This is a genomic window from Henriciella aquimarina (assembly GCF_002088975.1).
Classification (GTDB): domain Bacteria; phylum Pseudomonadota; class Alphaproteobacteria; order Caulobacterales; family Hyphomonadaceae; genus Henriciella; species Henriciella aquimarina.
The window spans coordinates 1-24,537 of record NZ_NCST01000132.1 but is presented as its reverse complement, the minus strand read 5'-3'; the positions used below and the strand labels follow the sequence as shown (position 1 = coordinate 24,537).

The 24,537-nt window shown below is 61.7% G+C and carries 19 protein-coding genes, 1 tRNA gene and 1 pseudogene; 15 read left to right on the top strand and 6 right to left on the bottom strand.

Annotated features, from left to right (window positions below):
• The first annotated feature begins 40 nt into the window (after positions 1–40).
• From glnA to B8784_RS20485, 10 genes are all read left to right on the top strand, one after another.
• Positions 41–1,444 carry a type I glutamate--ammonia ligase gene (gene glnA, locus B8784_RS20530; RefSeq protein WP_084399940.1) on the top strand — a complete coding sequence of 468 codons (1,404 nt, stop codon included), beginning with the start codon at positions 41–43 and terminating at the stop codon, positions 1,442–1,444.
• A gap of 198 nt (positions 1,445–1,642) precedes the next feature.
• Positions 1,643–2,266: an ATP-dependent Clp protease proteolytic subunit gene (locus tag B8784_RS20525; protein ID WP_084399939.1), complete on the top strand. Its 624-nt coding sequence runs from the start codon at positions 1,643–1,645 to the stop codon at positions 2,264–2,266.
• Positions 2,267–2,386: 120 nt separating this feature from the next.
• Positions 2,387–3,652, top strand: a complete 1,266-nt coding sequence (gene clpX, locus B8784_RS20520; RefSeq protein WP_084399938.1) for an ATP-dependent Clp protease ATP-binding subunit ClpX — start codon at positions 2,387–2,389, stop codon at positions 3,650–3,652.
• A gap of 145 nt (positions 3,653–3,797) precedes the next feature.
• Positions 3,798–6,203 (top strand): endopeptidase La, encoded by a 2,406-nt coding sequence (gene lon, locus B8784_RS20515; RefSeq protein WP_084399937.1) that lies wholly within the window; start codon positions 3,798–3,800, stop codon positions 6,201–6,203.
• 96 nt (positions 6,204–6,299) lie between these two features.
• Positions 6,300–6,375, top strand: a tRNA-Val gene (locus B8784_RS20510).
• A 149-nt stretch (positions 6,376–6,524) separates the two neighbouring features.
• Positions 6,525–7,064 carry an RNA polymerase sigma factor gene (locus B8784_RS20505; protein WP_084399936.1) on the top strand — a complete coding sequence of 180 codons (540 nt, stop codon included), beginning with the start codon at positions 6,525–6,527 and terminating at the stop codon, positions 7,062–7,064.
• On the top strand, positions 7,061–8,110 hold the full coding sequence (locus B8784_RS20500) for a FecR family protein (RefSeq protein WP_084399935.1): 1,050 nt from the start codon (positions 7,061–7,063) through the stop codon (positions 8,108–8,110). Before B8784_RS20505 ends, B8784_RS20500 begins: the two co-directional genes overlap by 4 nt.
• Before the next feature lie 153 nt (positions 8,111–8,263).
• Positions 8,264–10,783: a TonB-dependent receptor domain-containing protein gene (locus B8784_RS20495; RefSeq protein WP_084399934.1), complete on the top strand. Its 2,520-nt coding sequence runs from the start codon at positions 8,264–8,266 to the stop codon at positions 10,781–10,783.
• 64 nt (positions 10,784–10,847) lie between these two features.
• Positions 10,848–11,945, top strand: a complete 1,098-nt coding sequence (locus tag B8784_RS20490) for an aromatic ring-hydroxylating dioxygenase subunit alpha (RefSeq protein WP_158085773.1) — start codon at positions 10,848–10,850, stop codon at positions 11,943–11,945.
• A 233-nt stretch (positions 11,946–12,178) separates the two neighbouring features.
• Positions 12,179–12,496: a 2Fe-2S iron-sulfur cluster-binding protein gene (locus tag B8784_RS20485; RefSeq protein WP_084399932.1), complete on the top strand. Its 318-nt coding sequence runs from the start codon at positions 12,179–12,181 to the stop codon at positions 12,494–12,496.
• 88 nt (positions 12,497–12,584) lie between these two features.
• On the opposite strand, the gene B8784_RS20480 is transcribed toward B8784_RS20485, so the two are convergent.
• Positions 12,585–13,694, bottom strand: a complete 1,110-nt coding sequence (locus B8784_RS20480; protein ID WP_084399931.1) for an S-(hydroxymethyl)glutathione dehydrogenase/class III alcohol dehydrogenase — start codon at positions 13,692–13,694, stop codon at positions 12,585–12,587.
• A 105-nt stretch (positions 13,695–13,799) separates the two neighbouring features.
• On the opposite strand from B8784_RS20480, the gene B8784_RS20475 reads away from it, so the two are divergent.
• A complete protein-coding gene (locus B8784_RS20475; RefSeq protein ID WP_084399930.1) occupies positions 13,800–14,690 on the top strand; it encodes a LysR family transcriptional regulator in 891 nt (296 codons plus the stop codon).
• Positions 14,691–14,696: 6 nt separating this feature from the next.
• On the opposite strand, the gene B8784_RS20470 is transcribed toward B8784_RS20475, so the two are convergent.
• Positions 14,697–15,251: an acyl-CoA thioesterase gene (locus B8784_RS20470; RefSeq protein ID WP_084399929.1), complete on the bottom strand. Its 555-nt coding sequence runs from the start codon at positions 15,249–15,251 to the stop codon at positions 14,697–14,699.
• Between the two features lie 24 nt (positions 15,252–15,275).
• Positions 15,276–16,544 (bottom strand): FAD-dependent oxidoreductase, encoded by a 1,269-nt coding sequence (locus B8784_RS20465; protein ID WP_084399928.1) that lies wholly within the window; start codon positions 16,542–16,544, stop codon positions 15,276–15,278.
• A 194-nt stretch (positions 16,545–16,738) separates the two neighbouring features.
• Here B8784_RS20465 and B8784_RS20460 point away from each other — a divergent pair, with 194 nt between their 5' ends.
• Positions 16,739–18,385, top strand: coding sequence for a sensor histidine kinase (locus B8784_RS20460; RefSeq protein WP_158085772.1), 1,647 nt, complete (start codon positions 16,739–16,741; stop codon positions 18,383–18,385).
• Here B8784_RS20460 and rlmJ read toward each other — a convergent pair whose 3' ends face one another.
• Entirely contained in the window at positions 18,386–19,126 is a 741-nt protein-coding gene (rlmJ, locus tag B8784_RS20455) for a 23S rRNA (adenine(2030)-N(6))-methyltransferase RlmJ (RefSeq protein WP_158085771.1), read from the bottom strand. It lies immediately after the preceding gene.
• A gap of 48 nt (positions 19,127–19,174) precedes the next feature.
• Entirely contained in the window at positions 19,175–20,992 is a 1,818-nt protein-coding gene (locus B8784_RS20450) for a M28 family metallopeptidase (protein ID WP_084399925.1), read from the bottom strand.
• 119 nt (positions 20,993–21,111) lie between these two features.
• Here B8784_RS20450 and B8784_RS20445 point away from each other — a divergent pair, with 119 nt between their 5' ends.
• The 3 genes from B8784_RS20445 (at position 21,112) to B8784_RS20435 (ending at position 23,806) form a co-directional block, all read left to right on the top strand.
• Complete coding sequence (locus B8784_RS20445; protein ID WP_233356265.1) at positions 21,112–21,702, top strand: uracil-DNA glycosylase family protein; 591 nt, start codon at positions 21,112–21,114, stop codon at positions 21,700–21,702.
• Complete coding sequence (locus B8784_RS20440) at positions 21,699–22,685, top strand: alpha/beta fold hydrolase (protein WP_084399923.1); 987 nt, start codon at positions 21,699–21,701, stop codon at positions 22,683–22,685. The genes B8784_RS20445 and B8784_RS20440 overlap by 4 nt, the downstream gene beginning before the upstream one ends.
• A gap of 62 nt (positions 22,686–22,747) precedes the next feature.
• Complete coding sequence (locus tag B8784_RS20435; protein WP_084399922.1) at positions 22,748–23,806, top strand: Leu/Phe/Val dehydrogenase; 1,059 nt, start codon at positions 22,748–22,750, stop codon at positions 23,804–23,806.
• 64 nt (positions 23,807–23,870) lie between these two features.
• On the opposite strand, the pseudogene B8784_RS21720 reads toward B8784_RS20435, so the two are convergent.
• Positions 23,871–24,537 (bottom strand): annotated as a pseudogene (locus B8784_RS21720) (hypothetical protein); the annotation flags it as partial.

Sequence of the window (24,537 nt, the reverse complement as noted above, 5' to 3'; positions counted from 1 at the left end):
CACACAACCGGACGATTTACGTTTTAAACTGGAGGGCTAAATGGCCGAAAATCTTATGAAGCTGATGAAGGAAAAGGACGTTGAGTTCGTTGACCTTCGTTTTACCGACCCGCGCGGGAAGATGCAGCACGTCACCTTCGATAAGGGCATGGTCGATGACGACTTCTTCGTGGAAGGGCAGATGTTCGACGGCTCGTCCGTCGCCGGCTGGAAGACGATCAATGAGTCGGACATGCTGCTCAAGCCGGACCCGAGCGCAGCGGTCATCGATCCGTTCTTCCAACAGACGACGCTGGCCGTAGTCTGCGACATTCTCGATCCGATGACCGAGCAGCCCTATGGCCGTGACCCGCGCACGACCGCCAAGAAGGCCGAAGCCTATTTGAAGCAATCGGGTGTCGGCACGACCGCCTATTTCGGCCCGGAAGCCGAGTTCTTCGTGTTTGACGATGTCCGCTGGTCCACCGAGCCGCACAAGACCGGCTATTCCTTCGATTCCACCGAGCTGCCGTTCAACACGGACAAGGAATACGAGATGGGCAATATGGGCCACCGCCCGCATACGAAGGGTGGCTATTTCCCGGTCCCGCCGATCGACTCCGAACAGGACATGCGCTCGGAAATGCTGGGCATCATGAGCGAGCTCGGCCTGGAGCCGGAGAAGCATCACCACGAGGTTGCCCCGGCGCAGCACGAGCTTGGCATGAAGTTCTCGACGCTGACCTCGATGGCTGACCGCCTGCAGCTCTACAAGTATGTCGTCCACAATGTGGCGGCCCAGTACGGCAAGACGGCGACCTTCATGCCGAAGCCGTATTTCAACGACAACGGCTCGGGCATGCACGTCCACCAGTCGATCTGGAACGGCTCTTCGCCGCTGTTCGCCGGCGACCAGTATGCCGGCCTGTCGGAAACCTGCCTGTTCTACATCGGCGGCATCATCAAGCACGCCAAGGCGCTGAACGCGCTGACGAACGCATCGACCAACTCGTACAAGCGTCTGGTGCCGGGCTTCGAAGCCCCGGTGATGCTGGCCTATTCGGCCCGCAACCGGTCTGCCTCGATCCGTATCCCGTTTGGCTCCAGCCCGAAGGCCAAGCGCATCGAGACGCGCTTCCCGGACCCGACGGCCAACCCGTACCTGGCCTTCTCGGCGCTGCTCATGGCCGGTCTCGACGGGATCGAGAACAAGATCCATCCGGGCGACGCCATGGACAAGGACCTCTACGACCTGCCGCCGGAAGAGGCGAAGTCGATCCCGCAGGTCTGCGGTTCGCTGCGTGAGGCGCTCGAAAGCCTCGATGCCGACCGCGGCTTCCTGAAAAAGGGCAGCGTGTTCGATGACGACCAGATCGACGCCTATATCGATCTCAAGATGGAAGAGGTGGAGCGTCTGCAGCTGCACCCGCACCCGGTCGAATTCGACATGTACTACAAGGTCTAAGCCGACAGACGGCCCGTATGACCAAGGCGCCCCGGATTTCGGTCCGGGGCGTTTTTCTGCCGGGTAAGGATGAAGTTCAGTGCCAGGCGGTGGATAAATGCGTTCTGGCCCTTGCGTGAATCCCGGCATAGACAAATATGCATCAAGCTGCGACCACATACGCACTCGACAATGAACCAAGCAGGCTGGAACGCTCGAATGACCGACCCTTACATCACCGCTCTGAACCTTGTCCCGACGGTCGTTGAACAAACGAGCCGCGGAGAGAGGGCCTTCGACATCTTCTCGCGGCTGCTGAAGGAACGCATTATCTTTGTGACCGGCGGCATCGACGACAATACCGCCAGCGTGGTGACGGCTCAGCTCCTCTTCCTGGAGTCCGAGAGCCCGAAAAAAGAGATCTCGATGTATATCAACAGCCCCGGCGGCTATGTTTCCTCGGGGCTCGCCATCTATGACACGATGCAATACATCCGCTGCCCGGTCTCGACGGTTTGCGTCGGCCAGGCGGCCAGCATGGGCTCGCTGCTGCTCGCGGCCGGCGAGAAGGGCATGCGGATCGCGCTGCCGAATGCGCGCGTCATGGTTCACCAGCCCTCCGGCGGCTATCGCGGTGTCGCGACCGACATCGAACGCCATGCCGAGGAAATTCTCGAATTGAAACGCCGGCTGAATGATATCTATGTCAAACACACCGGTCAGGATTACGATACGATCGAGCGCAAGCTTGATCGGGATACGTTCATGACGGCGGACGAGGCCAAGGATTTCGGCCTGCTCGATCAGGTCTATGAGCGCCGTCAGGGCGACGAGGACAAATAGTCCGGCATTGATGCGCAGCTGCACTTGCGCGTCCGGACTGAAAAAATATGATCGATTATCAAGCGAGAATGTCGCGCGGCATAAATCGTGCGTTAATTCATCGCAAGCATTGAGGTAGCCATGACGAAACAGAACGGCACCGGCGATTCGAAGAATACGCTTTATTGTTCCTTTTGCGGCAAGAGCCAGCATGAAGTGAAGAAGCTGATCGCCGGCCCCACGGTGTTCATCTGCGACGAATGCGTCGAACTCTGCATGGACATCATCCGGGAGGAGAGCAAGGCGACCGGCTTCAAGTCGAAGGACGGTGTGCCGACCCCGCGCGAAATCTGCGATGTGCTGGACGATTATGTGATCGGCCAGGCGCACGCCAAGCGCATTCTCTCCGTTGCGGTTCACAACCACTACAAGCGCCTCTCGCACGCCTCGACCTCCGACGGGGTCGAGCTGGCGAAATCGAACATCCTGCTCGTCGGGCCGACCGGTTGCGGCAAGACGCTGCTGGCGCAGACGCTGGCGCGCATCCTGGATGTGCCGTTCACCATGGCCGATGCGACGACGCTGACCGAAGCCGGCTATGTCGGTGAGGATGTCGAGAACATCGTTCTGAAACTGCTCCAGTCGGCAGACTATAATGTCGAGCGCGCCCAGCGCGGCATCGTCTATATCGACGAAATCGACAAGATCTCGCGCAAGTCCGACAATCCGTCCATAACGCGCGACGTCTCCGGCGAGGGGGTGCAGCAAGCGCTGCTCAAGATCATGGAAGGCACGGTTGCCGCTGTGCCGCCGCAGGGCGGGCGCAAGCATCCCCAGCAGGAATTCCTGCAGGTCGACACCACGAACATCCTGTTCATTGTCGGCGGTGCCTTTGCCGGTCTCGACAAGATCATCAGCTCGCGCGGGGAAGGCACCCGCATGGGCTTCGGCGCCGACGTGAAGGATCCGGACGCCCGCGGCGTCGGCGAGATCCTGCGCGATGTGGAACCGGAAGACCTGCAACGTTATGGCCTCATTCCGGAATTCATCGGCCGCCTGCCGGTGATCGCGACGCTCGAGGATCTCGACGAGGAAGCCCTCATCGAAATCCTGACGCAGCCGAAGAACGCGCTGCTCAAGCAGTATCAGCGGCTCTTCGACATGGAGGAGGTGAAGCTCACCTTTACCGACGAGGCGCTGACCGCTGTGGCCCGCAAGGCGATTGCCCGCAAGACGGGGGCCCGCGGCCTGCGCTCCATCCTCGAAGGCATCCTGCTCGACACCATGTTCGAGCTGCCGAACCTGCGCGGTGTCGAGGAAATCGTCGTGAATGGCGAGGTGGTCGAAGGCCATGCGGCGCCGCTGCATGTGCACGCAAAGGCGGCCAAGCCGAGCGAAGCGTCCTAAAAGCTGACATTCCTTGTGCGCAGGCCTGCTTGAATGGCCTGCGTTTACCTCCACATCTTTATCAGGAAGCCGGAATCGTCCACCATGCGGGGGCGCCCGGCAGGATCGCTGCTGAGCAGGATCCATGGAATCGAGAGGAGGCATTATGCCCAAGAAGACCCTCCCTGTCCTTCCCCTGAGGGACATAGTTGTTTTCCCCGACATGGTCGCACCGCTGTTTGTGGGCCGTGACAAATCCGTTCGGGCCCTGGAAATGGTCGACGAAGGCGAGAACGAGATCATGCTCGTTGCTCAAAAGGACCCGTCGACCGATGAGCCCGCGTCAGACGACATTCACAAGATCGGCACGGTCGCCACGATCCTGCAGCTGCTGAAGCTGCCGGACGGGACGGTCAAGGTGCTCGTCGAAGGCGCCAGCCGGGCGCAGATCGTCGAGTTCAATGACCGCGACAGCTATTTCGATGCCGATGTCGAGCTGATCGAGCCGGAAGCCGGCGATACCGGCGAGGTGCAGGCACTCTCGCGTGCCGTGATCGACCAGTTCGAGAACTATGCGAAGCTCAACCGCAAGATTCCGCCGGAATCGGTCGCGACGGTTTCGCAGATCACCGAAGCCGGCAAGCTGGCCGATGCGGTTGCTTCCCAGCTGCAGGTCAAACTCTCCGACAAGCAGGAACTGCTTGAACTGTCGAATGCCCGTGAGCGCCTCGAGAAGGTGTTCGCCCTCATGGAAGGCGAAATGGGCATGATGCAGATGGAGCGGAAGATCAAGAACCGCGTCAAGCGCCAGATGGAGAAGACCCAGCGCGAATATTACCTGAATGAGCAGATGAAGGCCATTCAGCGCGAACTGGGCGATGGCGGTGAAGAACGCGACGAGGTCGCCGAGCTCGAGGAGAAGATCCGTGAGACCCCGCTCAGCGAGGAGGCCCGTAACAAGGCCGACCAGGAGATCAAGAAGCTGCGCCAGATGAGCCCGATGTCGGCGGAATCCACCGTCGTGCGGAATTATCTCGACTGGCTGCTGTCGCTGCCCTGGGGCAATCGCAAGGAGATCTCCACCGATCTCGATGCGGCCGAGGAACAGCTCGATCACGACCATTACGGTCTCGAGAAGGTCAAGGAACGGATCATCGAATATCTGGCTGTGCAGAAGCGCACCAAGAAGATGAAAGGCCCGATCCTCTGCCTCGTCGGCCCGCCCGGCGTCGGCAAGACCTCTCTCGGCCGCTCGATTGCGGAAGCCACGGGCCGTGACTTTGTCCGCGTGTCGCTTGGCGGCGTGCGTGACGAAAGCGAGATCCGCGGTCACCGCCGGACCTATATCGGCTCCATGCCGGGCCGTATCATCCAGTCGATGAAGAAGGCCAAGTCCGGCAATCCGCTCTTCCTGCTCGACGAGATCGACAAGATGGGCATGGACCATCGCGGCGATCCGGCCTCGGCGCTTCTCGAAGTGCTCGACCCGGCGCAGAATTCGACGTTCAACGACCACTATCTGGAAGTCGATTACGACCTTTCGGACGTGATGTTCGTGACGACGGCGAACTCGCTCAACATGCCGCAGCCGCTTCTCGACCGGATGGAGATCATCCGCATCGCCGGCTACACCGAACCGGAGAAGCTGGAGATCGCGAAGCGTCACCTCCTGCCCAAGATCCGTAAGGATCACGGCCTTGCCGAGAGCGAATGGATCGTTAACGAGGAAGCCATCCGCGACCTCATCCGCTACTATACGCGTGAAGCCGGTGTGCGGAATCTCGAGCGCGAACTGGCCCGTCTGGCCCGCAAGGCCGTGCGCCAGATCACGCAGAAGGGCGAGACCGTCATCGAAGTCACTTCCGACAATCTCGACGAGTTTGCCGGTGTCCGGAAATTCCGCTTCGGCCTGGCCGACGAGGAAGACCAGATCGGTGCCGTCACCGGCCTTGCCTGGACCGAGACAGGGGGCGACCTGCTTCCCATCGAAGCCGTCCAGATGCCGGGACGCGGCCTGATGAAGGTCACCGGTAACCTGCGCGACGTGATGAAGGAGTCGATCCAGGCGGCAAGCTCGCTTGTTCGCTCCCGGGCTGTCATGCTTGGTATCAAGCCGAGCCAGTTCAACACGACGGACATCCACGTCCACGTGCCGGACGGCGCGACGCCCAAGGACGGGCCTTCGGCCGGGATCGCGATGACGACAGCCATCGTCTCGCTGCTCACCGGCAATCCGGTCCGCCGCGATGTGGCCATGACGGGTGAGGTCTCGTTGAGGGGCCGTGTCCTGCCGATCGGCGGGCTGAAGGAGAAACTCCTGGCCGCGCTGCGCGGTGGCATCAAGACGGTCCTCATTCCGGAAGAGAATGAGAAAGATCTCACCGAGATTCCGGATCAGGTTAAGGAAGGTCTGAAGATCGTGCCTGTCACCGACATCAATGAGGTGTTTGCCCGCGCGCTGACCCGTCCGCTTGCGCCGATCGAATGGTCGGACGAGGACGAGGCGGCCCTGCAGGCCACGCTCGCCGGCAAGCCCGGCACGGAAGAAACCGGAGAGACCATCCGCCACTAGGCGAATACTCCAGGGATAAGAGACGGCCCCTGCTTCAAACGACAGGGGCCGTCTTGCTTTTCGCGTCAACGTCCCGCAGAAAGCGCTGAACACAGAGGGCGGTTAGCTCAGTTGGTAGAGCATCTCGTTTACACCGAGAGGGTCAGCGGTTCGAGCCCGTTACCGCCCACCATTCCCCCAGATATGTCTTTGTTATTGCATCCTTTTTCGGCTGTTTCCGGAGGCGTTTCCGCCGCCGAGTGGCGCCCAGGCTGAAAATATGTTCGTATCCGGCGAACCAGTCATCTGCGCCAGTCGCGCGGCCAAACCTGGCAGGATCTCATGGGTGTCAATCGGAAACAGTCGAGGGCAGGGGGCGGTGAGCCCATACAACTGGACCTCTTCGCCAGAAAATATGGCGCGGCCTTGCGGCGCTATTTTGCGCGGCGGGGCGCGCCAGCTCATCTCTGCGACGATCTCGTGCACGATGTCTATCTCCGCCTGGCCGCACGCCAGGGCGAAGGCGAGATCGAAAACGCAGAAGCCTTCCTCATGCAGTGCGCCGCCAATATCTGGCGCGACCATTGGCGCAAGACGCACCGCCGCGGCGAGGCCTCGAACGTCGAATACGATGATTTTGTCCATTCCTTTGAAAGGTTGGACCCTGAGCGCGTCTTATTAGGTAAGGAAGCTTTTGAGCGGTTCGTGGAAGCGCTCGATGCGCTCCCGTCTCGCACGCGCGATGTCTATCTGCTCTGCCGGATGGATGGGGTTAGGCGCAAGGAGGCGGCCCGGCGCTTCGGGATGTCTGTCAGTTCCGTGGACAAGCACTTGCTGGCTGCAACCAAACATATGGGCCTCGCCCTTGGTGATAGGAAATGACCTCGCGGGAACGGAAAGACAATCAGGACAGCGTTGAAGACATGGCCGCCTATTGGGTCGTGCAGCTGTCCGCGCCGGAGGCGAGCCCCGAGGACCGCTATGCCTTCGAGGCGTGGAAGGCGCAGAGCCCGTATCATGCCGAGGTGTTCGAGCGGATCCAGCGCGGCAATGCCGTCGGCGACCGTCTGCTGGGTGACCCGCGCATGCAGGCGCTGATCGACCAGGCGCATGCCGACAATAAAGCGCCAGGATGGCGCCGGCCGGGCGCGCTCATGTCGGCGGTCGCCGCCTGCGTCTGTGTGGTGGCGGCTGTTGCCGTCACGACCGTGTTGATGTCGCAGAACGAGCCTGTGTCGCAAGCCCCGGTCCATGTCGCGGCCGAAACCTATGAGACGGCGGTGGGCGAGCGCTCCACGGTTACCCTCTCTGACGGCTCCGAGGTTGTTCTCAACACCGATTCCGCGATGGAAGTCCGGTTTACCGATGCCCGCCGGGAGATCGAGCTGTCGCGCGGGCAGGGCTATTTCGAGGTCGCCAAGGATGCCGACCGGCCCTTCATCGTTACCGCCGGTGACAAGCAGGTCATGGCGCTCGGCACGGTGTTCGATGTCCATTACGAGCCGGCCAGGCGCATTGCGGTCACGCTGGTTGAGGGGCTTGTCGATGTCGATGACGCCCCATCGGCGGCCGGCGGTGGTGCGAATGCCAAACCTGCGTCCGGCGTGCGCCTTCATCCGGGTGAGCGTCTCGTCGTGTCTGGGCGGGAGCAGCAGGTCGAGACCGTCGATGTGACGGAGATGACAAGCTGGCGCTCCGGCAAGATCATCTTTCGCGACCGCCTGCTGTCGGAAGTGATTGCCGAGATGAACCGGTATTCCAAGCAGAAGCTGGCGCTGGGCGATGATCCGCGCCTGGCCGACCTGCGCGTGTCCGGCGCCTTCAACCTCGGCCGCGCCTCGACCTTTCTGAACGCGCTTGAATACATGGCACCGGTCGAGGTGCAGCGCACGGGCGCCACGGAGCTGACGCTGGTCTGGCGCGAGTAGCGCACGACGCCTTTTTCGAAAAAAGTTTTACAACATTTTGCGACTGGCGCGTCGAACCTAGTAGAACAATAAAAAATTGAACGCCCACAAAAAATATGGGTGTCGAAAGACGTACGCCAGAACAAAAAAGGCGGCGTACCCGGGAGGAGTGCAATGCAAGACCAGGCGAGAAAAGGCTACAGGTCCGCCATGCTCAGCGCGGCTGTGCTCGTTCTCGCGGGCGGCCTTGCCCATGCAGACGAGGATGCCGCGCACGACCTCTCCATCAAGCAGCAGGATCTCGGCCTCGCCCTCACGGAGTTCAGCAAGCAAAGCGGCGTCGAGGTCTTCTTTCAGGAGCGCGATGTTCGCGGCAAGACCAGCCCGGATATCAAGGGCTCTTACACAACCGAGCAGGCGATCCACCTCCTGCTGGACGGGGCGGGCATCGCCTATACGGTCAATGAGGACGGCACGCTGCTTGTGGGCGGGGGCTATGCCAGCGAGCCACGCGAAGAGGCGGCCACACGGCCGCGGAAAGTTGCGCAGGCGCGGCCTGAACCGCCGTCGCGAAAGCCGCAACGAACAGCCAGGCAAGACGAGACCGCGACGCTGGATGTCATCATCGTCAATGCGCGCCGGCGGGATGAAAGCCTTCAGGATGTGCCGATCGCGGTTTCGGCGATTTCCGGTGAGCAAGCCGAACTGATCGGCGTCGATGCGACCGATACGCTTGCCGTCACAACCCCGACCCTGGATTTCAGCCAGCAAGGCTCGTTCGCGGCCATCCCGTTTCTGCGTGGCGTCGGCAGCGCGACCGCCAGCGCCGGAGCCGAGCAGCCTGTCGCGATCTATGTCGACGATGTTTATATCGCCTCGCCCAATGCCAACCTGTTCGCGCTCGACAATATCGAAAATGTCCAGGTGCTGAAGGGGCCGCAAGGCACGCTGTTTGGCCGGAATGCGACGGGCGGGGTTATCCAGATCAAGACCAAACAGCCCGCGCTCGAGCCCTCCGGGCGCGTCTCGGTGGGCTATGGAAATTATGAGACGGTACAGGGCGACTTTTACGCGACCGGCCCGCTAAGCGAGACCATCGCGGCGAATATCGCCCTGTCGGGCAGCAAGCAGTCCGAAGGCTATGGCGAGTCCGTCACGACGGGGGCGGAAACCCAGAAGAGCAAGGACTGGAATGTCCGCGCCCAGATTCTGATCAATCTGAGTGAAGCGACCAGCGTCAAAATCTCGGGGGACTATTCCAGACTGGAGTCCGATTTCGGGGCCAATCCGAGCATTTTTCCCGGTACGATTGGCCTGGGCGGCACAGAGTTCGCGGGAGACTTCAACACAGCGGGGGCGGGCAGCGATCTCACCCGGATCGAGCAGGCGGGTGTCAGCCTGCACATCAATCATGAGATGTCCTTTGCCGATCTCGTCGGCATAAGCGCCTACCGCAAGACCGACATGCACGCGGTGATCGACCAGGATGCCAGTCTTGCCCCGTTCCTGACCCTCGATCTGACGTCGCCGACGCGGACCTTTTCACAGGAAGTCCGCCTCGTCTCGAATACGGCCGGTCCGCTGCAATGGGTGACGGGGCTCTACTACTTCCACTCCAACAGCCAGTATGACCCGGGCCGCCTGACGGGCCTGATTTTCGATCCGGCCGTCGCCGACCCGACCTATACTTTCGAATTCGAGGACAAGCAGAAACTGGATTCCTATTCCGGTTTTGCCGAGGGTACGTACGCGGTCTTCGACGCCACGAATATCACGCTTGGCATTCGCTATACGCAGGACGCTTACGAATTCGAATCCACCCGGCAGGTACTCTCCGCGCAGAGTCTCGCTGAAACACCTGTGCCGGGCGGGGTTTTCGAAAAAGAGGATGACTTCGACAAGCTGACATACCGGGCAATCCTGGATCACAAATTTGCGCCCGGTATTCTCGGCTATATTTCCTATAGCCGTGGCTTCAAGAGCGGCGGATACAACCTTCCGGAGCCTGGCACGCAAGCCACTCAGGTGGCCATCCGTCCGGAGGTCCTCGATGCCTATGAGGTCGGCCTGAAGACGACCTTCTTCGACGCGCTGACCTTCAATGTCGCCGGCTTCTTCTACGATTATCAGGACCTGGCCGTCAGCATCACCCGGACCGGCTCTCTCTTCGTCGTCAATGCCGCCGGGGCCGAGATCAAGGGGATCGACGCCGACTTCGCCTTCAGCGCGGGCACCGGCTTCCATATTTCCGGCGGGATCGGCCTTCTCGACAGCGAATATACCGAGTTTCCGAACGGGCCGACCTATGTGCCGAATGAAGCGCCGCCGTTCGGCAATGCAGTCGTGCCAGCAGACCTGGCCGGCAAGACGACGCAGCGCGCGCCGGACCTGACCTTCAGCCTCGCCCCGCGCTATTCGTTTCGCGCCGGGAATGGCGAGGTGACGCTGGCGGCAAGCTTCTATCACAATTCGGGCTTCTTCTCCGATCCGGAGAACCGGCTGGAGCAGCCGAGCTACAGCTTGATCAACACGTCCGCCGGCTATCGCTGGGACAATGGGATGAGCGTCCGCCTCTGGGCCAGGAACCTCACGGACGAGCGCTATTACACATTCCTGCAGGCGGGGCCGCTCAAGGATTCGGCCGCCTATGCGCCGCCGCGAACCTACGGCTTCACACTCGCGAAGGATTTTTAACAGGGGGCGGGCGGGGTGACCGCTCCACACGTCTTCGGTGCCCAACATGAAAGGAGAAGGGACCATGCAACAGCAAGCAGACAAGAAAATGAAAATTGGAAGTAAATCGACCGGGGTCGCCGATCGCAACACGCCGCTCTTGCGGAATTACTGGTACGTCGCCGCGTTTTCCGACGAGATCACGCGCGAGCCCATGCGGCGCACCATTCTTGAGGAGGACATTGTCTTCTACCGTACGCAGGATGGCACGGCGGTCGCGGTGCAGAACCGCTGCCCGCATCGCTCCTTCCCGCTGCACACGGGGACGATCAAGGGCGACCGGATCGTTTGCGGCTATCACGGCATCGAGTTCAATCCGGACGGCTCGTGCGGGCTGGTGCCGGCGCTCAATGCCGCGCCGCGCTCGATCCGTCTCGATGCCTATCCGCTGGTCGAGGACGGGCCGTTCCTGTGGATCTGGATGGGCGATCCGGCCAATCCGGACTATTCCCGCATGATCTATCAGGACTGGTGCACCTCGCCCGGCTGGACGCATGTGAAAGGCTACATGTACATGAAGGCCAACTATCTCGGCCTTCACGAGAACCTGATGGACCTTTCGCACTTTGCGTTCCTGCACGCCAAGTGGAACATCGCCCGGCCCGAACATGCTGCCGCGCCTTCAAAGATCGAAGAAGACGGCAATATGATCCGCCAGCGCGAGATCCATGAGGATGCCGACCTGCCGCCGGCCTTTGTCGAGGCAGCGGCACTGAAGGCGCCGATGAACCGCGAGGCACAGCACCTGGTGCAGATCCCGGGCATGCATGTCGGCACGCAGATCACCACGGACGCCTCCGAGCCCCCCAAGCGCGACGTCCAGCACGTCATCCATATCATGACGCCGGAAACGCAGACCTCGACCCACTATCTCTGGGCCATTGCCTATGATGAAGCGGTCGACACCGAGGAACTGCGCGAAGGCATGCGCACGGTCGGCGAGGGGGCCTTCATGGAAGACAAGGTCGCGCTCGAGGATATCGAGGAGATCGTCGCACGCGATCACCGCCCGAACTTCCGCGAGAAGATCATCAAGACCGATGAGGGCGGCATCCGGGTCCTGCGCATGTTCGCGCGCATGGCCGCCGAGGAGCAGGAAGAGGCTGCGGTTGCCGCTGAATAGCGGCGCGCGTCCGGGGCAGGGCATACCTCCCGTTTGGCCTGTCCCGGACGCGATATCCGGCACGCCATCGTGTCGAGTGTGGTGCGCGCTTCATCTGCGCCACCATGAAAGCCGGTCAGGCTGCAGGCCGTCACGCTGTGGCGGCCGCAGCTTGCCGTTTCCTTGTCTGCCCGCCGGGTCGAACCGGGCACTGGGCAGGCCTTCACACCAGTTTTGCAGGTTGGAAAAACTTTATGGTTCAAATCACGGTTACAGATCGCAGCGGTACGACGCGCTCGATCGAGGTCGAGCAGGGCCTGTCGCTCATGGAGACCCTGCGCGAGAACGGCTTCGATGAAATCCAGGCCATATGCGGCGGCTGCTGCTCATGCGCGACGTGCCATGTCTATGTCGAGGAAGCCAATGCGGACGCCATACCGCCCATGGATCTCGATGAGGAGGATCTGCTGGATTTCGCCGAGCACCGCACGGAGCGTTCGCGCCTGTCATGCCAGATCCCGGTGACCGACGACCTCGGCCAGATCCGGATCACGATCGCGCCGGAAGAGTAAAACAAAAGGCCGGGGCACTGGGCCCCGGCCTCTATCTCGAGCGTGGCTGGCTGGGCACGAGACAGCCTCGTGCGCGCCAACCCGCTTCCTAGTAGACCACCACGCTGCGGATGCTTTCTCCGGCATGCATCAGGTCGAAGCCCTTATTGATGTCCTCGAGCTTCAGGACGTGGGTGATCATCGGGTCGATCTCGATTTTGCCCTTCATGTACCATTCGACGATTTTCGGCACATCCGTGCGGCCCCTTGCGCCACCAAAGGCGGAGCCTTTCCAGACGCGGCCTGTGACCAGCTGGAAGGGCCGGGTCGCGATTTCCTTGCCGGCTTCGGCGACACCGATAATGATGCTCTCGCCCCAGCCGCGATGGCAGGCTTCCAGCGCCTGGCGCATGACGTCGGTATTGCCGGTGCAGTCGAACGTATAGTCGCCGCCCCCGCCGGTCAGCTCGACCAGGTGGGAGACGATGTCGCCGGAGACGTCTTTCGGATTGACGAAGTGGGTCATGCCGAAGCGGCGGCCCCATTCTTCCTTGTCCGGGTTGATGTCGACACCGACGATCATGTCCGCGCCAACCATCTTGCAGCCCTGGATGACGTTGAGGCCAATGCCGCCGAGGCCGAAGACAATGACATTCGAGCCGGGCGTGACCTTGGCGGTGTTGGTGACGGCGCCGACGCCCGTGGTGACGCCGCAGCCGACATAACAGGTCTTGTCGAAGGGCGCGTCCGGATCGATCTTGGCAACGGCGATTTCTGGCAGGACGGTGTAATTGGAGAAGGTCGAGCAGCCCATATAATGGTGGATGGTCTGGCCCTTATAGGAGAAGCGGCTCGTGCCGTCCGGCATCAGGCCCTTGCCCTGGGTCGCCCGGATCGCGGTGCAGAGATTGGTCTTGCCCGACAGGCAGCTTTTGCACTGGCGGCATTCCGGCGTGTATAGCGGGATGACGTGGTCGCCCGGCTTCACGCTGGTCACGCCGGCGCCAACTTCGCGCACGACGCCGGCACCTTCATGGCCGAGCACACTCGGGAAGATGCCTTCGGAGTCCAGCCCGTCGAGCGTATAAGCGTCGGTATGGCAGATGCCGGTGGCCATGATCTCGATCATGACCTCGCCTTCCTTCGGGCCTTCCAGATCCAGCTCGACGATCTCAAGTGGCTTTTTCGGTTCAAACGCAACAGCGGCGCGGGTTTTCATGGTCGCGATCCTTCCGATCTTTCTGTGTGCATTTCCCTATACTACGCGAAGGAAACTGGGATAAACCACGTATTTTGAAACTGTTTGTTGCTGTATTGGGATAACATGGACCGGAACTGGCAGGGCCTGGAAGAACTCGTCGCGGTCGGCGATACTGGCAGCTTCGTAGGCGCCTCGCGCCTGCTCGGGGTCTCCACCTCGCATGTGAGCCGGGCCGTTGCCGCGCTGGAAGACCGGGTCATGGTGCCGCTCTTCTTTCGCACGACACGGACCGTGCGGCCCACACATGCCGGTGAGGAGCTGATCGTGCGTGCCCGCCGGCTGATCCAGGAGCGCGATGCGGCCCTGGCGCTTGTGCGGGGGGATGACGAGCCGCAGGGCGAGTTGTGCATTACGTGCTCGGTTTCGCTTGGCGAACGCTATGTGGCGCCCATCACGCGCCGTTTTGCCGAACAGTATCCGCGGATCTCGATCCGTCTCGACCTGTCGAACCGGCTCGTGGACCTGATCGGGGAGGGCTATGATCTCGGCATCCGCACCGGGCATATCGGAGACAGCCGACTGATCGGCCAGCAGGTCGGCACACGCCGCTTCCTGCTCTGCGCGGCGCCATCCTATCTGGCCGCGCACGGCCAGCCGTCCTCCATTGCGGACTTGCAGGAGCATGTCTGCCTGATCGGCAATTCCGCCCATTGGCATTTCAGGAATGATGACGGCCCGGTGACCTATGAGCCGGCCGGGCGCTGGCGCTGCTCCAGCAGTGCGGCCATTCTCGACGCGACCGTGGCCGGGATGGGCATATGCCAGCTGCCGATGCTGTATGTCGCGAGCTTCCTGCGCGACGGCAGTCTCGTGCGTCTGCTTCCAGAAAATGAGGAGGCGCCGGAGCCAATCTGGGCGATCTATCCGCGCCGGATGCACACGCTGCCGAAGGTCGAGGAGATGATCAGCCGGCTTGTCTCGGACCTGCCGGGGGAGCTGAACGCGCCTGTGTGATACGTGTCAGGCCGGGACGGCTTTCGCCTCGCTCTTGCGGGTGCGTGCCTCCTGGACGTCGTCGATCATGCCGAGATAGGTGTCCGGCAGCTCCGGCGAAGCGTCCTCGACGCCGAGCAGGGCGGTCACATCCTCCATCAGGACGCGGTCCTTCTTGCGGCTGGCAAAGCGGGCAACGATGCGCACCGTCGCAGTTTCCTTCTTGCCCCGCAGGAAACAGTGTTCGAGGCAGATATAGGTGTCGGTCCACCCGACGAGCCGGGTTTCCACGGTGAAAGCCTGATGGGCCCGCAGCATGCGGGCAAAGGTGACCGATTCCGAACAGACCACCGGAAACCAGCCTTGCTTGCGCAGTTTGGTCCAGCAGCCGGTGCGCACGATGTAGTTGATGATGGCGAGATCGCTGAAGGAGAAATACCGGCTGTTCGTCATATGGGCGAACATGTCCTGATCGGTCAGCATGACGCGCGAGCGGATCCGCGTTGTCTCGAACAGGCCCGGGGTCTCTTTCGACAGTCTGGCCCGGATGAAGGTCATGAGGAGGCGGAGGAAAAGGTTCATCGGGACATGGCCATGGATAGCTGATTATCCCGTGCCCTGCATATTCTGCACCAGTTTGGCGTTGAAATTGACGATGTTGGAAACAGCCTCGTGGGAGAAGGTGGAGCCGGTGTACCAGGTGTCCTGTTCGCCCTGCATGTCGCGCAGGCGTCTGAGCAGGCCGTTCTCGACGGCGGTGCGGTCGTATCGGGCGAAATACTTCCAGCGCTTTTGCAGGATGACGTTGACCGGATGGCCGCCGCGTTCCGTGATCTCGGCACGTAGAAGTTCTTCGAGTTCCGGGCCGGTATAATCGCCGGTCAGCTGGCCGGTGAGATAGAGGTGGCCGCCAAGGTCAGCTTCATGCCCGTCGAGGCGGGCTGAAAGCATACGCCCGCGGGGCGAGCCGGGCAGGACAGCACTGCTATAGGCCTGCACCTGAACGTCGGTGAACCAGTCCTCCACCGCGACCAGCGTTGTCGTATAGCCATTCCAGTGGATCGCGTCGGCGACGGCCTGCTCATTCTCGCTGAGCGTGGCGATGCGGGCGAGATCGTCGAGCGGGATGGAGCAGACCACCATATCGAAGGCCTGCTCGGCACCTTCCGCCGTCACGATGACGGGTTTGTCGCCGCTGCGGTCAAGCCGCTTTACGGGCTGGCCCAGCCGCACATCCAGTCCGGCGGATGCGCCTTCCCAGAAAGTCGTCCAGCCCTGGACCGGCATCTTCAGCTGTTTCAGCAGACCGGTCAGGATAAGGTCCAGATCGTTCCAGCGCAGAGCCTGGACCGTCGGGGTTTCGTCGACAAAGCCATAGCCGAGATTGGTGAGCGAGCGGTACATGAAGCGCTCGATCTTGTGCAGCTTGCGCCGGCGCAGCCATTCGCTGACCGGCTGTGCGGCCTCGACCTCGGCCCAGTGCGGGATCGCTTTTCGCTTGAGCGCCGAGACAAGCCTGCGGCGGGCCAGAAGGAAGCGCAGCGTCTGCACGGCCAGCGGGGCGCCGGGCCCGCGTTTGACATAATCGAGGAAGTCCTCCCCATCGAAAAGCTGCTCGCCCAGGGGGCGCAGATCGATGTCGGCCTGGCCCATCCAGTCCAGCACGCGATGGTGGGCACGCGTGGTGTAGCAGGTGCCCATTTCGACAACCGATTCGCCGTGAATGAATGAGAAGGATTTGCCGCCGGGCCTGGCCTCGGATTCGAAGACGGTCGGGGTGAAGGCGCCGCTCTCATGAAGCAGGCGGGCAAGGCTGAGCCCTGCCGGGCCGCCGCCGATAATGCCTACGCTGGGAAGGGATGCGGAATGCTTCATAACTCTACTGCGGGTTCGCAAGACGCAGGCCACAAAATCTGCCCGAACACGCCAAGGCAGTATTAAGAGCCGTTATCCAACCTCTCAATGTATTCAAATCATTTGGACTGCTTTGTTTTGCGGGAAGTTAAGAATGTTTGTGTAGCGGTATTTCAATGGCCATGCCCGCAACCAGTCATTCCTGGATCAAACTCTTGTTTGACCGACTACCGGCGCCTCAGACGCCAGTGGAATACCGTGTGTATGGCGAAATGCAGTCGCTTCTCGTGCGGTTGCTTGTGCCGATGGCCATTATCAATCTGGTCAACGGAACGATCTTTTCGGTCGCTTTCCTGCAATATGTCGCATTCTGGAAAGTCGCCGTCTGGTTTGTGCCAGTTCTGCTCTATTCAGCGATGCAGGTCTATTCCTGGTGGCGTTTCTCGAAACGCAAGAATACGGGCCGGGTCTCGGTGCGCCTCCTGCGCAAGGCGGAAGCCTCGTCGGTTGTGCTTGGCGTGATCTGGGGCGGATCGGCGTATCTCTTCCATTCCGACAACCAGCTGGCCAACCTCTTCATCTGTATCGTGATCGCCGGCATGGGCGCCGGCACGATGTCGATCCTCGGGCCTGTGGCGCGTGTGGGCAGCCGCTTCCTGATCGGCAGCGTGACGGTGATGCTCACCATCAACATCATTCTCAACTCGCCCTTCGCGCTGGAAGTGACCTTGCTGGCGCTGTCGTTCACGGCCGCGCTTCTGATTGGCGGCGCGCGCAACTACCGGCTGATCTTCGACATGATCGAGCAGGCGATGCAGAGCGAGTCCTCGCGCGAGCTGCTGGCCGACGCCATCGAATCCTCGAACGACGCCTTTGCCTTCTACGATGCCGATGACCAGTTGCTGATCGCCAATGCCCGCCACCGCGATTGGTTCGGCGGTGAGAAGCCGGACTTCAATACCGGCGATGACAGCGTCCCTGTGCTGCTCAAGAACGGCCGTTGGCTGATGCGTTCGAGCCGGCCGACCAGCAAGGGCGGCGCCGTGGTGGTGCATACCGACATCACCGCGCTCAAGACGCGCGAGCGCGAGCTGATCGAGGCTCAGCGCGAAGCCGTCGAGGCGGATGCGGCCAAGAGCCGGTTCCTCTCGACGATGAGCCACGAGCTGCGCACGCCCATGAACATCATTCTCGGCTTCTCGAAGCTGATGAAGGGCGACTCCAAGATCCGTCTGTCAGAGGCCGATGTGCGCGAATATGCCGACAATATCCACACCAGCGGCACGCACCTCCTGAAGCTCATCAATGACATCATCGACTATTCCAAGGTCGGCCTGGACCGGATCGCAATCAATCCGACGGCTATCGACACCAAGACCGTCCTTACCGAAGCCATTACGTTGGCCGCCGGTTTCGAGAACAAGTCCACCCTCGATACGTTCGATGTGGCCGTTTCCTCCAAGCTCTCCACGCTGATGACGGACGAGACGGCGCTGAAGCGTATCCTGATCAACCTCATCACCAATGCGATCCGGTTCAATCGACCGGGCCAGAAGGTGGTCATCCGGGCCGGCCTGGACGATGACGGCAACCCCTTCATCGCGGTGCGCGACTTTGGTTGCGGGATTGCCGAAAGCAAGCTCGAACGGGTCTTCGAGGCTTTCTATCAAGGCGACTCGAACCTCGACCGGCAGTATGGCGGGACAGGACTGGGGCTGACCCTGTGCCGTCATCTGGCGCGTCTGTTGTCGGGTGAGGTGACGCTGAAATCACGCCTTGGGGTCGGGACGACCGCCGTTCTGACCCTGCCGCAATCGGCCGTCATCGATGACGGTCACAAGGCCGATCCGAAAGCCGCCTGATCAGCGCGCCCACAGCGCGTCGAGGGCTTCCGCAATCGCATAGGCCGGCCGTGCCATGGCTGGGGTCGTGCGCAAGCCGATCATGGCCGAGCCGGCAAGGGCTGTGTCCTTGTCGGAGTCCGGGCGCCAGTGTGCGCCGGCGACAAAGCCAAAATCCAGGCTGGAGAGAAACTGGCCGAACTCCTGTTCGCGCTCATCCTTGAAAAGGGGGAGCCAGATCAGGAAGGCCGCTTTCGGCCACCGCTTCATCGCCCGCGGGAGCCATTCGGCCAGCGCCTCCATGTCGCGTTCTGTCTCATAACTCGGGTCGAGGAAGGCCAGCAGCCGTTCCTTGCTGCGCGGCTGCAGGGTGAGGGCGCCCTTGTAGCCGTCTTCCTTCAGGGCGCGCGTGCGCATATCGCCTGACAGCGATTTGGAGAGCTTTTCATATTCCGCCGGGTGCTTCTCGAAGAAGATCATCCGATCCTGATCGCGCAGGCACTGGCGGGCAAGGGCAGGGGAGCCCGGATAGTTGCGAATGGTGCGGCCGCGCACATAGTCCAGCCAGGGCTGAAGCGCCTCCGGCGGAGACTTCATGTCGAGCAGACGGCCGACGCCTTCCTCTGCCTCGCCCGTCTTGCGGGCCTGGTTATCGGTCAGGTCGTAGGTGCCGGCCGCGGCATGCGTCTCGATATAGAGCCATGGATGCCGCGCCTGCGCCGCAATTTGCAGAATCGAAAACAGGACGGCGTGCTTGAACACATCCGCCCTGTTTCCTGCATGAAAGCCGTGTTGATAGGAGAGCAAGGCCTAGTCTTCGCTGTTGGCCAGCGACTCCTTGCGGGCCGCCTCGAACTCGTTGCCCTCATACCAGGTGGGCCACTCGTCGGAATTGATGATTTCGAGGCCGACCTGATACAGCGCCTGGACATCCTCGACCATGCCGGACAGGTCCCAGTCATCGGAATACTCATCCATGGGCTTGTGATAGCGCTGGACGGTATAGGCTTCGGCCATTGCCATGCCGGCGGCTTCCCCGCCATCGCGCTTGTCGACGCCCCCATCCGCATACAGCATCGGCACGCCTTTCTTGGCGAAGGAGATGTGGTCTGAGCGATAGAAGTAGCCGGCTTCCGGCTTTGTGTCCGGCTTTATGGTACGGTCCTGAGCTTCGATCTTGGACTCCAGGATGCCTTCCAGTTCGGAGGCGCCATAGCCGATCACGACCATGTCCTTGGTGCGTCCGACTGGCAGCAGGGCGTCCATGTTCACACCGGCGACGATATCGCTGAGCGGCACGGTCGGGTTCTCGGCATAATATTTCGAGCCGAGCAGCCCGGATTCCTCGAGCGTGACGGACACGAACAGCCCGGACCGAGGATGCTCCTCGGTGGCCATGGCTTCGGCAATGTCCAGCATCGCGGCGACACCCGTGGCATTGTCGACGGCGCCGTTGAAGATGTCATCGCGGTAGAAGTCCTCGCCCGCAGCGCCGGTCTTCTCACCCGACTTCTTGCCGAGATGGTCCCAGTGGGCGGTGTAGAGCATGTACTCGTCGGGCGTTTCGGTGCCCGGAAGCACGCCGACCACGTTGCGGGATTCCATCTTGGTGATCGACTGAACCAGCTTGCCCGAGGCCGTCAGGTCGCCCATGTCGACGGCGGTAAAGCCCGGCTCCTTGGCGGCTTGCTTCTGTGCCTCGAAATCGAGACCGGCTTCCTCGAAGAGTTTCTTGGCGACGTCCAGCGTCACCCAGCCCTCATACATGGCCCGGTCTGCGCCGCCATTCGGGCGAACGAGGTCGGCCTGTGCGCCGGACCAGGAGTTCTTCACCACGTCCCAGCCATAGGCGGCCGGCGCGGTTTCGTGGACGATGATGGCGCCTGTCGCACCCTGACGAGCCGCTTCTTCATACTTGTAGGTCCAGCGGCCATAATAGGTCATCGCCTTGCCCTTGAAGAGGTCGTCGGTGCCGCGGGCAAAGCCCGGATCGTTGACGAGGATGACGACCGTCTTTCCCTCGACATCGAGGTCTGCATAGTCGTTCCAGTCATATTCCGGAGCGACAACGCCATAGCCGACGAAAACCAGATCGGAATCGTCGAATTCGAGTTCATTGGCGTTCTGGCGTTTGGTCCACATGACGGCCTGTTCCTTGAGCGTCATGGGCATGGCCTCACCGGACGCGCCGCCTTCGAAGGTCAGGCTGGACGCGCCTTCGTCGAGGGTCTGCTCGACCATATTGACCGTCTGGAACCAGGAGCCGTTCTCGCCGCCGGGCTCAAGGCCGACCCGGCCCATCTCGGCCGCGATCCAGTCAGCCGCCTTTTCCCCTTTTTCCGAGCCAGGCCCGCGGCCTTCATAGGTGTCACTGGCGAGTGTCTCGATGCGTACGGCGAGATCGTCGGCCGTGATCTCTGCCGACGTCTCTTCCGGCAGCGGGAGGAGAATATCGCCAGACGCGGTGTCCGCTGTTTCCGTCGACTCCGCGCCATCGGTGGTTTCCGGTGTTTCGGCCGCAGCATTGGCGTCTGCGCCTTCAGCCTCAGTGGTTTCGGTGTCGTTGCTCGCCTGCGAGCAGGCTGCCAGCGCGATGGCGGCAACAGTTGTGACCAGCCAGGATCTCATTGGAGAATCTCCCATATCTATTGCCTGATTTTGTTGCACAGCCCTTCAAACGGGACAAGCAAGCGGCTGAGCATGACAGATCCGCTTGAACTTACCGGGGGCAGGGGCATTTTTCAGGCGTGACCAACGATCTGCAGCCCTTCCTGAAACAGGTTCGCGCGTGCCGTCTGTGTGAGGACGCCATGCAGCGCGCGCCCAACCCGATCATCCGGGCGACGACGACCGCCCGGATACTGGTTGCCGGCCAGGCGCCCGGTAATCTGGCCGACAAGCTGTCGAAGCCGTTTGCCGACCCGTCAGGCGACCGGCTGCGGACCTGGATGGGCGTCAGCGACGAGGAGTTCTATGATGAGAGCCGGATCGCGATTGCACCCATGGGCTTCTGCTTTCCCGGTTATGATGCCAAGGGCGGCGACCTGCCGCCGATGAAGGTCTGTGCGCCGACCTGGCGGCCGGGTCTGATGGAGCGCCTGCCGCAGGTCGACCTCGTCCTGGCGATCGGCGGCTATGCGCAATCCTGGCATCTGGGCGCCGCCCGGAAGAGAACGCTGACGGAAACCGTGATGCACTGGCGAACCTATCTTGAGAACCATGGTGTGCTACCGACCCCGCATCCAAGCTGGCGCAACAATGGTTGGCTCAAGAAAAATTCGTGGTTCGAGGGCGAGGTGCTGCCGGTCTTGCGGGATATGGTGAGGGCCCGGCTATGAGATGGCTCGCGCTTGGCTTATTGCTTTGTCTTGTCGCTGGCTGTGCCACGCCACGGCTACAGGAATCGCTTCAACCGGATACGATCGTGACCCCGCACTTCTCGCCCGATGCCAATGAGTTTGTGAGCTTTGACGGGGCCAGGCTTGGGCTGACGGTCTGGCAAGCTGATACAACGGAGCCCGATTTTATCGTGGTCGGCCTTCACGGCATGAACGATTACGCCAATGCCTTCCACATGATCGCGCCATGGCTGGCCGAGCGCGGGGTGACCACCTATGCCTATGATCAGCGCGGCTTCGGACGCTCGCCGGAACCGGGCATATGGCCGGAGCCGCAACTCATGCGTCAGGACTTGCGAACCGCCATCATGCTCGCCAAGGCCCGGCATCCGGATACGCCGCTGGCCGTGATCGGGATTTCCATGGGCGGCGCCGTGGCGATGACCACGTTTGGGTCCGAGGCCCCGCCCGAAGGGGTCGACCGGTTGATCCTGTCCGGACCGGGCCTGCGCGGCTGGGGCGCACTCAACTGGCTCTATAGCGGCAGTCTGTGGCTGTCCGCGCATGTCCGCCCCGCCTGGGTTGTGCGCCCGCCGCGCGGGGTGAAGATCGAACCGTCGGACAATATCGAGATGCTGCGCGACCTCTGGGAAGACCCGTTGACGCTGAAAGACAACCGGATCGACCAAGTTTATGGGGTCGTGGCGCTTATGGAAGAGGCACACCAGTCAGCGCCCACCTTGCCTGAGCGGCTGCCGACCCTGGTGACTTACGGGGCGAAGGACATTGTCATTCCGCCGGCAGCGATGAAGCGTACACTCCGCATCCTGCCGGAGCATGTGCGCACAGCGTACTATCAGGATGGTTACCATATGCTCCTGAGAGATCTTCAGGCGGACATGGTTTTTGCCGATATTCTGTCATTTTTGGAAAATCCTTCGGCAGACTTTCCATCTCGTGCGTCAAACATTCCCGCAGGATAATGTGTCGGGTTGACTGTGCCTGTCGGGGCGCTAAGCCGCAATCACAGTTGCAGGAGTAATCGATGTTCGACCATCCCTCATATGACCGGCATGAAGGCGTGCACTTTTTCGAAGATGAAGAAAGCGGCCTGCGCGCAATTATTGCAGTGCATTCCACAGCACGCGGTCCAGCCGCCGGCGGCTGCCGGATGTGGCACTATGAGACAGGCGAGCAGGCGTTTCGCGATGCGCTGCGTCTCTCCCAGGGGATGAGCTTCAAGAATGCCATGGCCGGGCTTCCGCTCGGCGGCGGCAAGGCCGTCATCTGGGGCAATTCGAAGACCGACAAGTCGGAAGCGCTGTTCGAGGCTTTCGGGCGGGCCGTGGAGTCGCTGAACGGAGCCTATTACACCGCCGAGGATGTCGGAGTGGATACCCATGACATGGCCATGGTCGCCCGGCAGACGAGATATGTAGCCGGCCTCGACAGTGGCGAGGCCGCGAGTGGCGACCCCTCGCCTATCACGGCGCTGGGCGTCTATCGCGGCATCAAAGCCTGCGCCGCCCGCGCTTTCGGCAGCGATGACCTCTCCGGACGCACGATTGCCGTTCAGGGCGTTGGTTCGGTCGGCGGCTATCTCTGCGATCACCTCGCCAAGGAAGGCGCCAAGCTCTTTGTTTGCGATGTCGACGAGGACGCGCTCGATGACGTATGCAAGCGGACGGGCGCGACCATGATCAAGACCGATGACATCTATGACGTTGATGCCGACATCTTCTCGCCCAACGCCCTTGGGGCTGTCATCAGCAAGGCAACGCTGCCGCGCCTGAAAGCGAAAGTCGTGGCTGGCGGCGCAAACAATCAGCTGGCAAGTCCCGACATGGACGCCGCCCTCAAGGAGAGCGGCATTCTCTATGCGCCCGACTATGTCATCAATGGCGGGGGCATCATCAATGTCGCGGCCGAGATCTCGGGCGCCTATTCACGTAACTGGGTGATGGGCAAGCTCAACATCCTGATCGAGACGCTGGGCGAAGTCCTCGACGAGGCGCTCAGCAACGGCCAGCCGACCAACTTTGTGGCCGAGCGCATTGCCCGGGCCCGGATCGCAGCCGCCAAGGCTGGCGAAACATCCGACTGAATGAAAAGCCCCACCCCGGAAGACCGGGATGGGGCTCAGGATCTGTTCTTGAAAATCTGATGGACTAGCGCCCGCGGGACCACCAGCCGCGTTTCTTCGGCTTGTCCTCAGCTTTGGCTTTCTCGCCCTCTTCATTGACCAGGACAGGCTCGCTCGCAAGCGGCTTGTCGGGATCGTAGACGGCGGCAGCAGGGCTGTCGGTCTCGGAGGCTGCTTCCGGCTCAGGCGCGGGGTCAGGGTTCACCGGTGACGTCTCTGTCTCGGCCTTGGACTCGGTCTTGTCAGCCTTCACCGCCTTTTTGGAGTCTGCAGGCTTGTCCTTTGCCGGTTCCGGCTCTGGCTTGGCCGGCTCAGGAACTTCCTCTGCCGTCACCTCGGCCGGGCTGGAGTTAGCCGGTGGCTGCTCTTCGGCTGGCTTGGTCTCGGCGGGGGTTGCTTCACCCGTTTCGGCCTCGCTGCTGGCCTGCTCGCTCTTGGCCTTGTCCCTGGCGGCCGCAGGTTTGCGGCTGCGGCGACGGCGCGACTTCGGCTTCTCGGCCTTCTCGGTTTCAGCCGTCCTGGCTTCGGTGGTCTCGTCACCGTCGTTCTGGCCTGACTCGTCGGCCTTCTCGGCTTCGAGGGCGACCGTTTTGGCAAGCTGCGGCTGCGGGGCCGAGGCGCGGTTGGCTGCGTCCGGGTCCGGCAGGGCAGGGGGCTCGGCATCCAGCAGCGCCGGTGCGCTTATGGAAAGC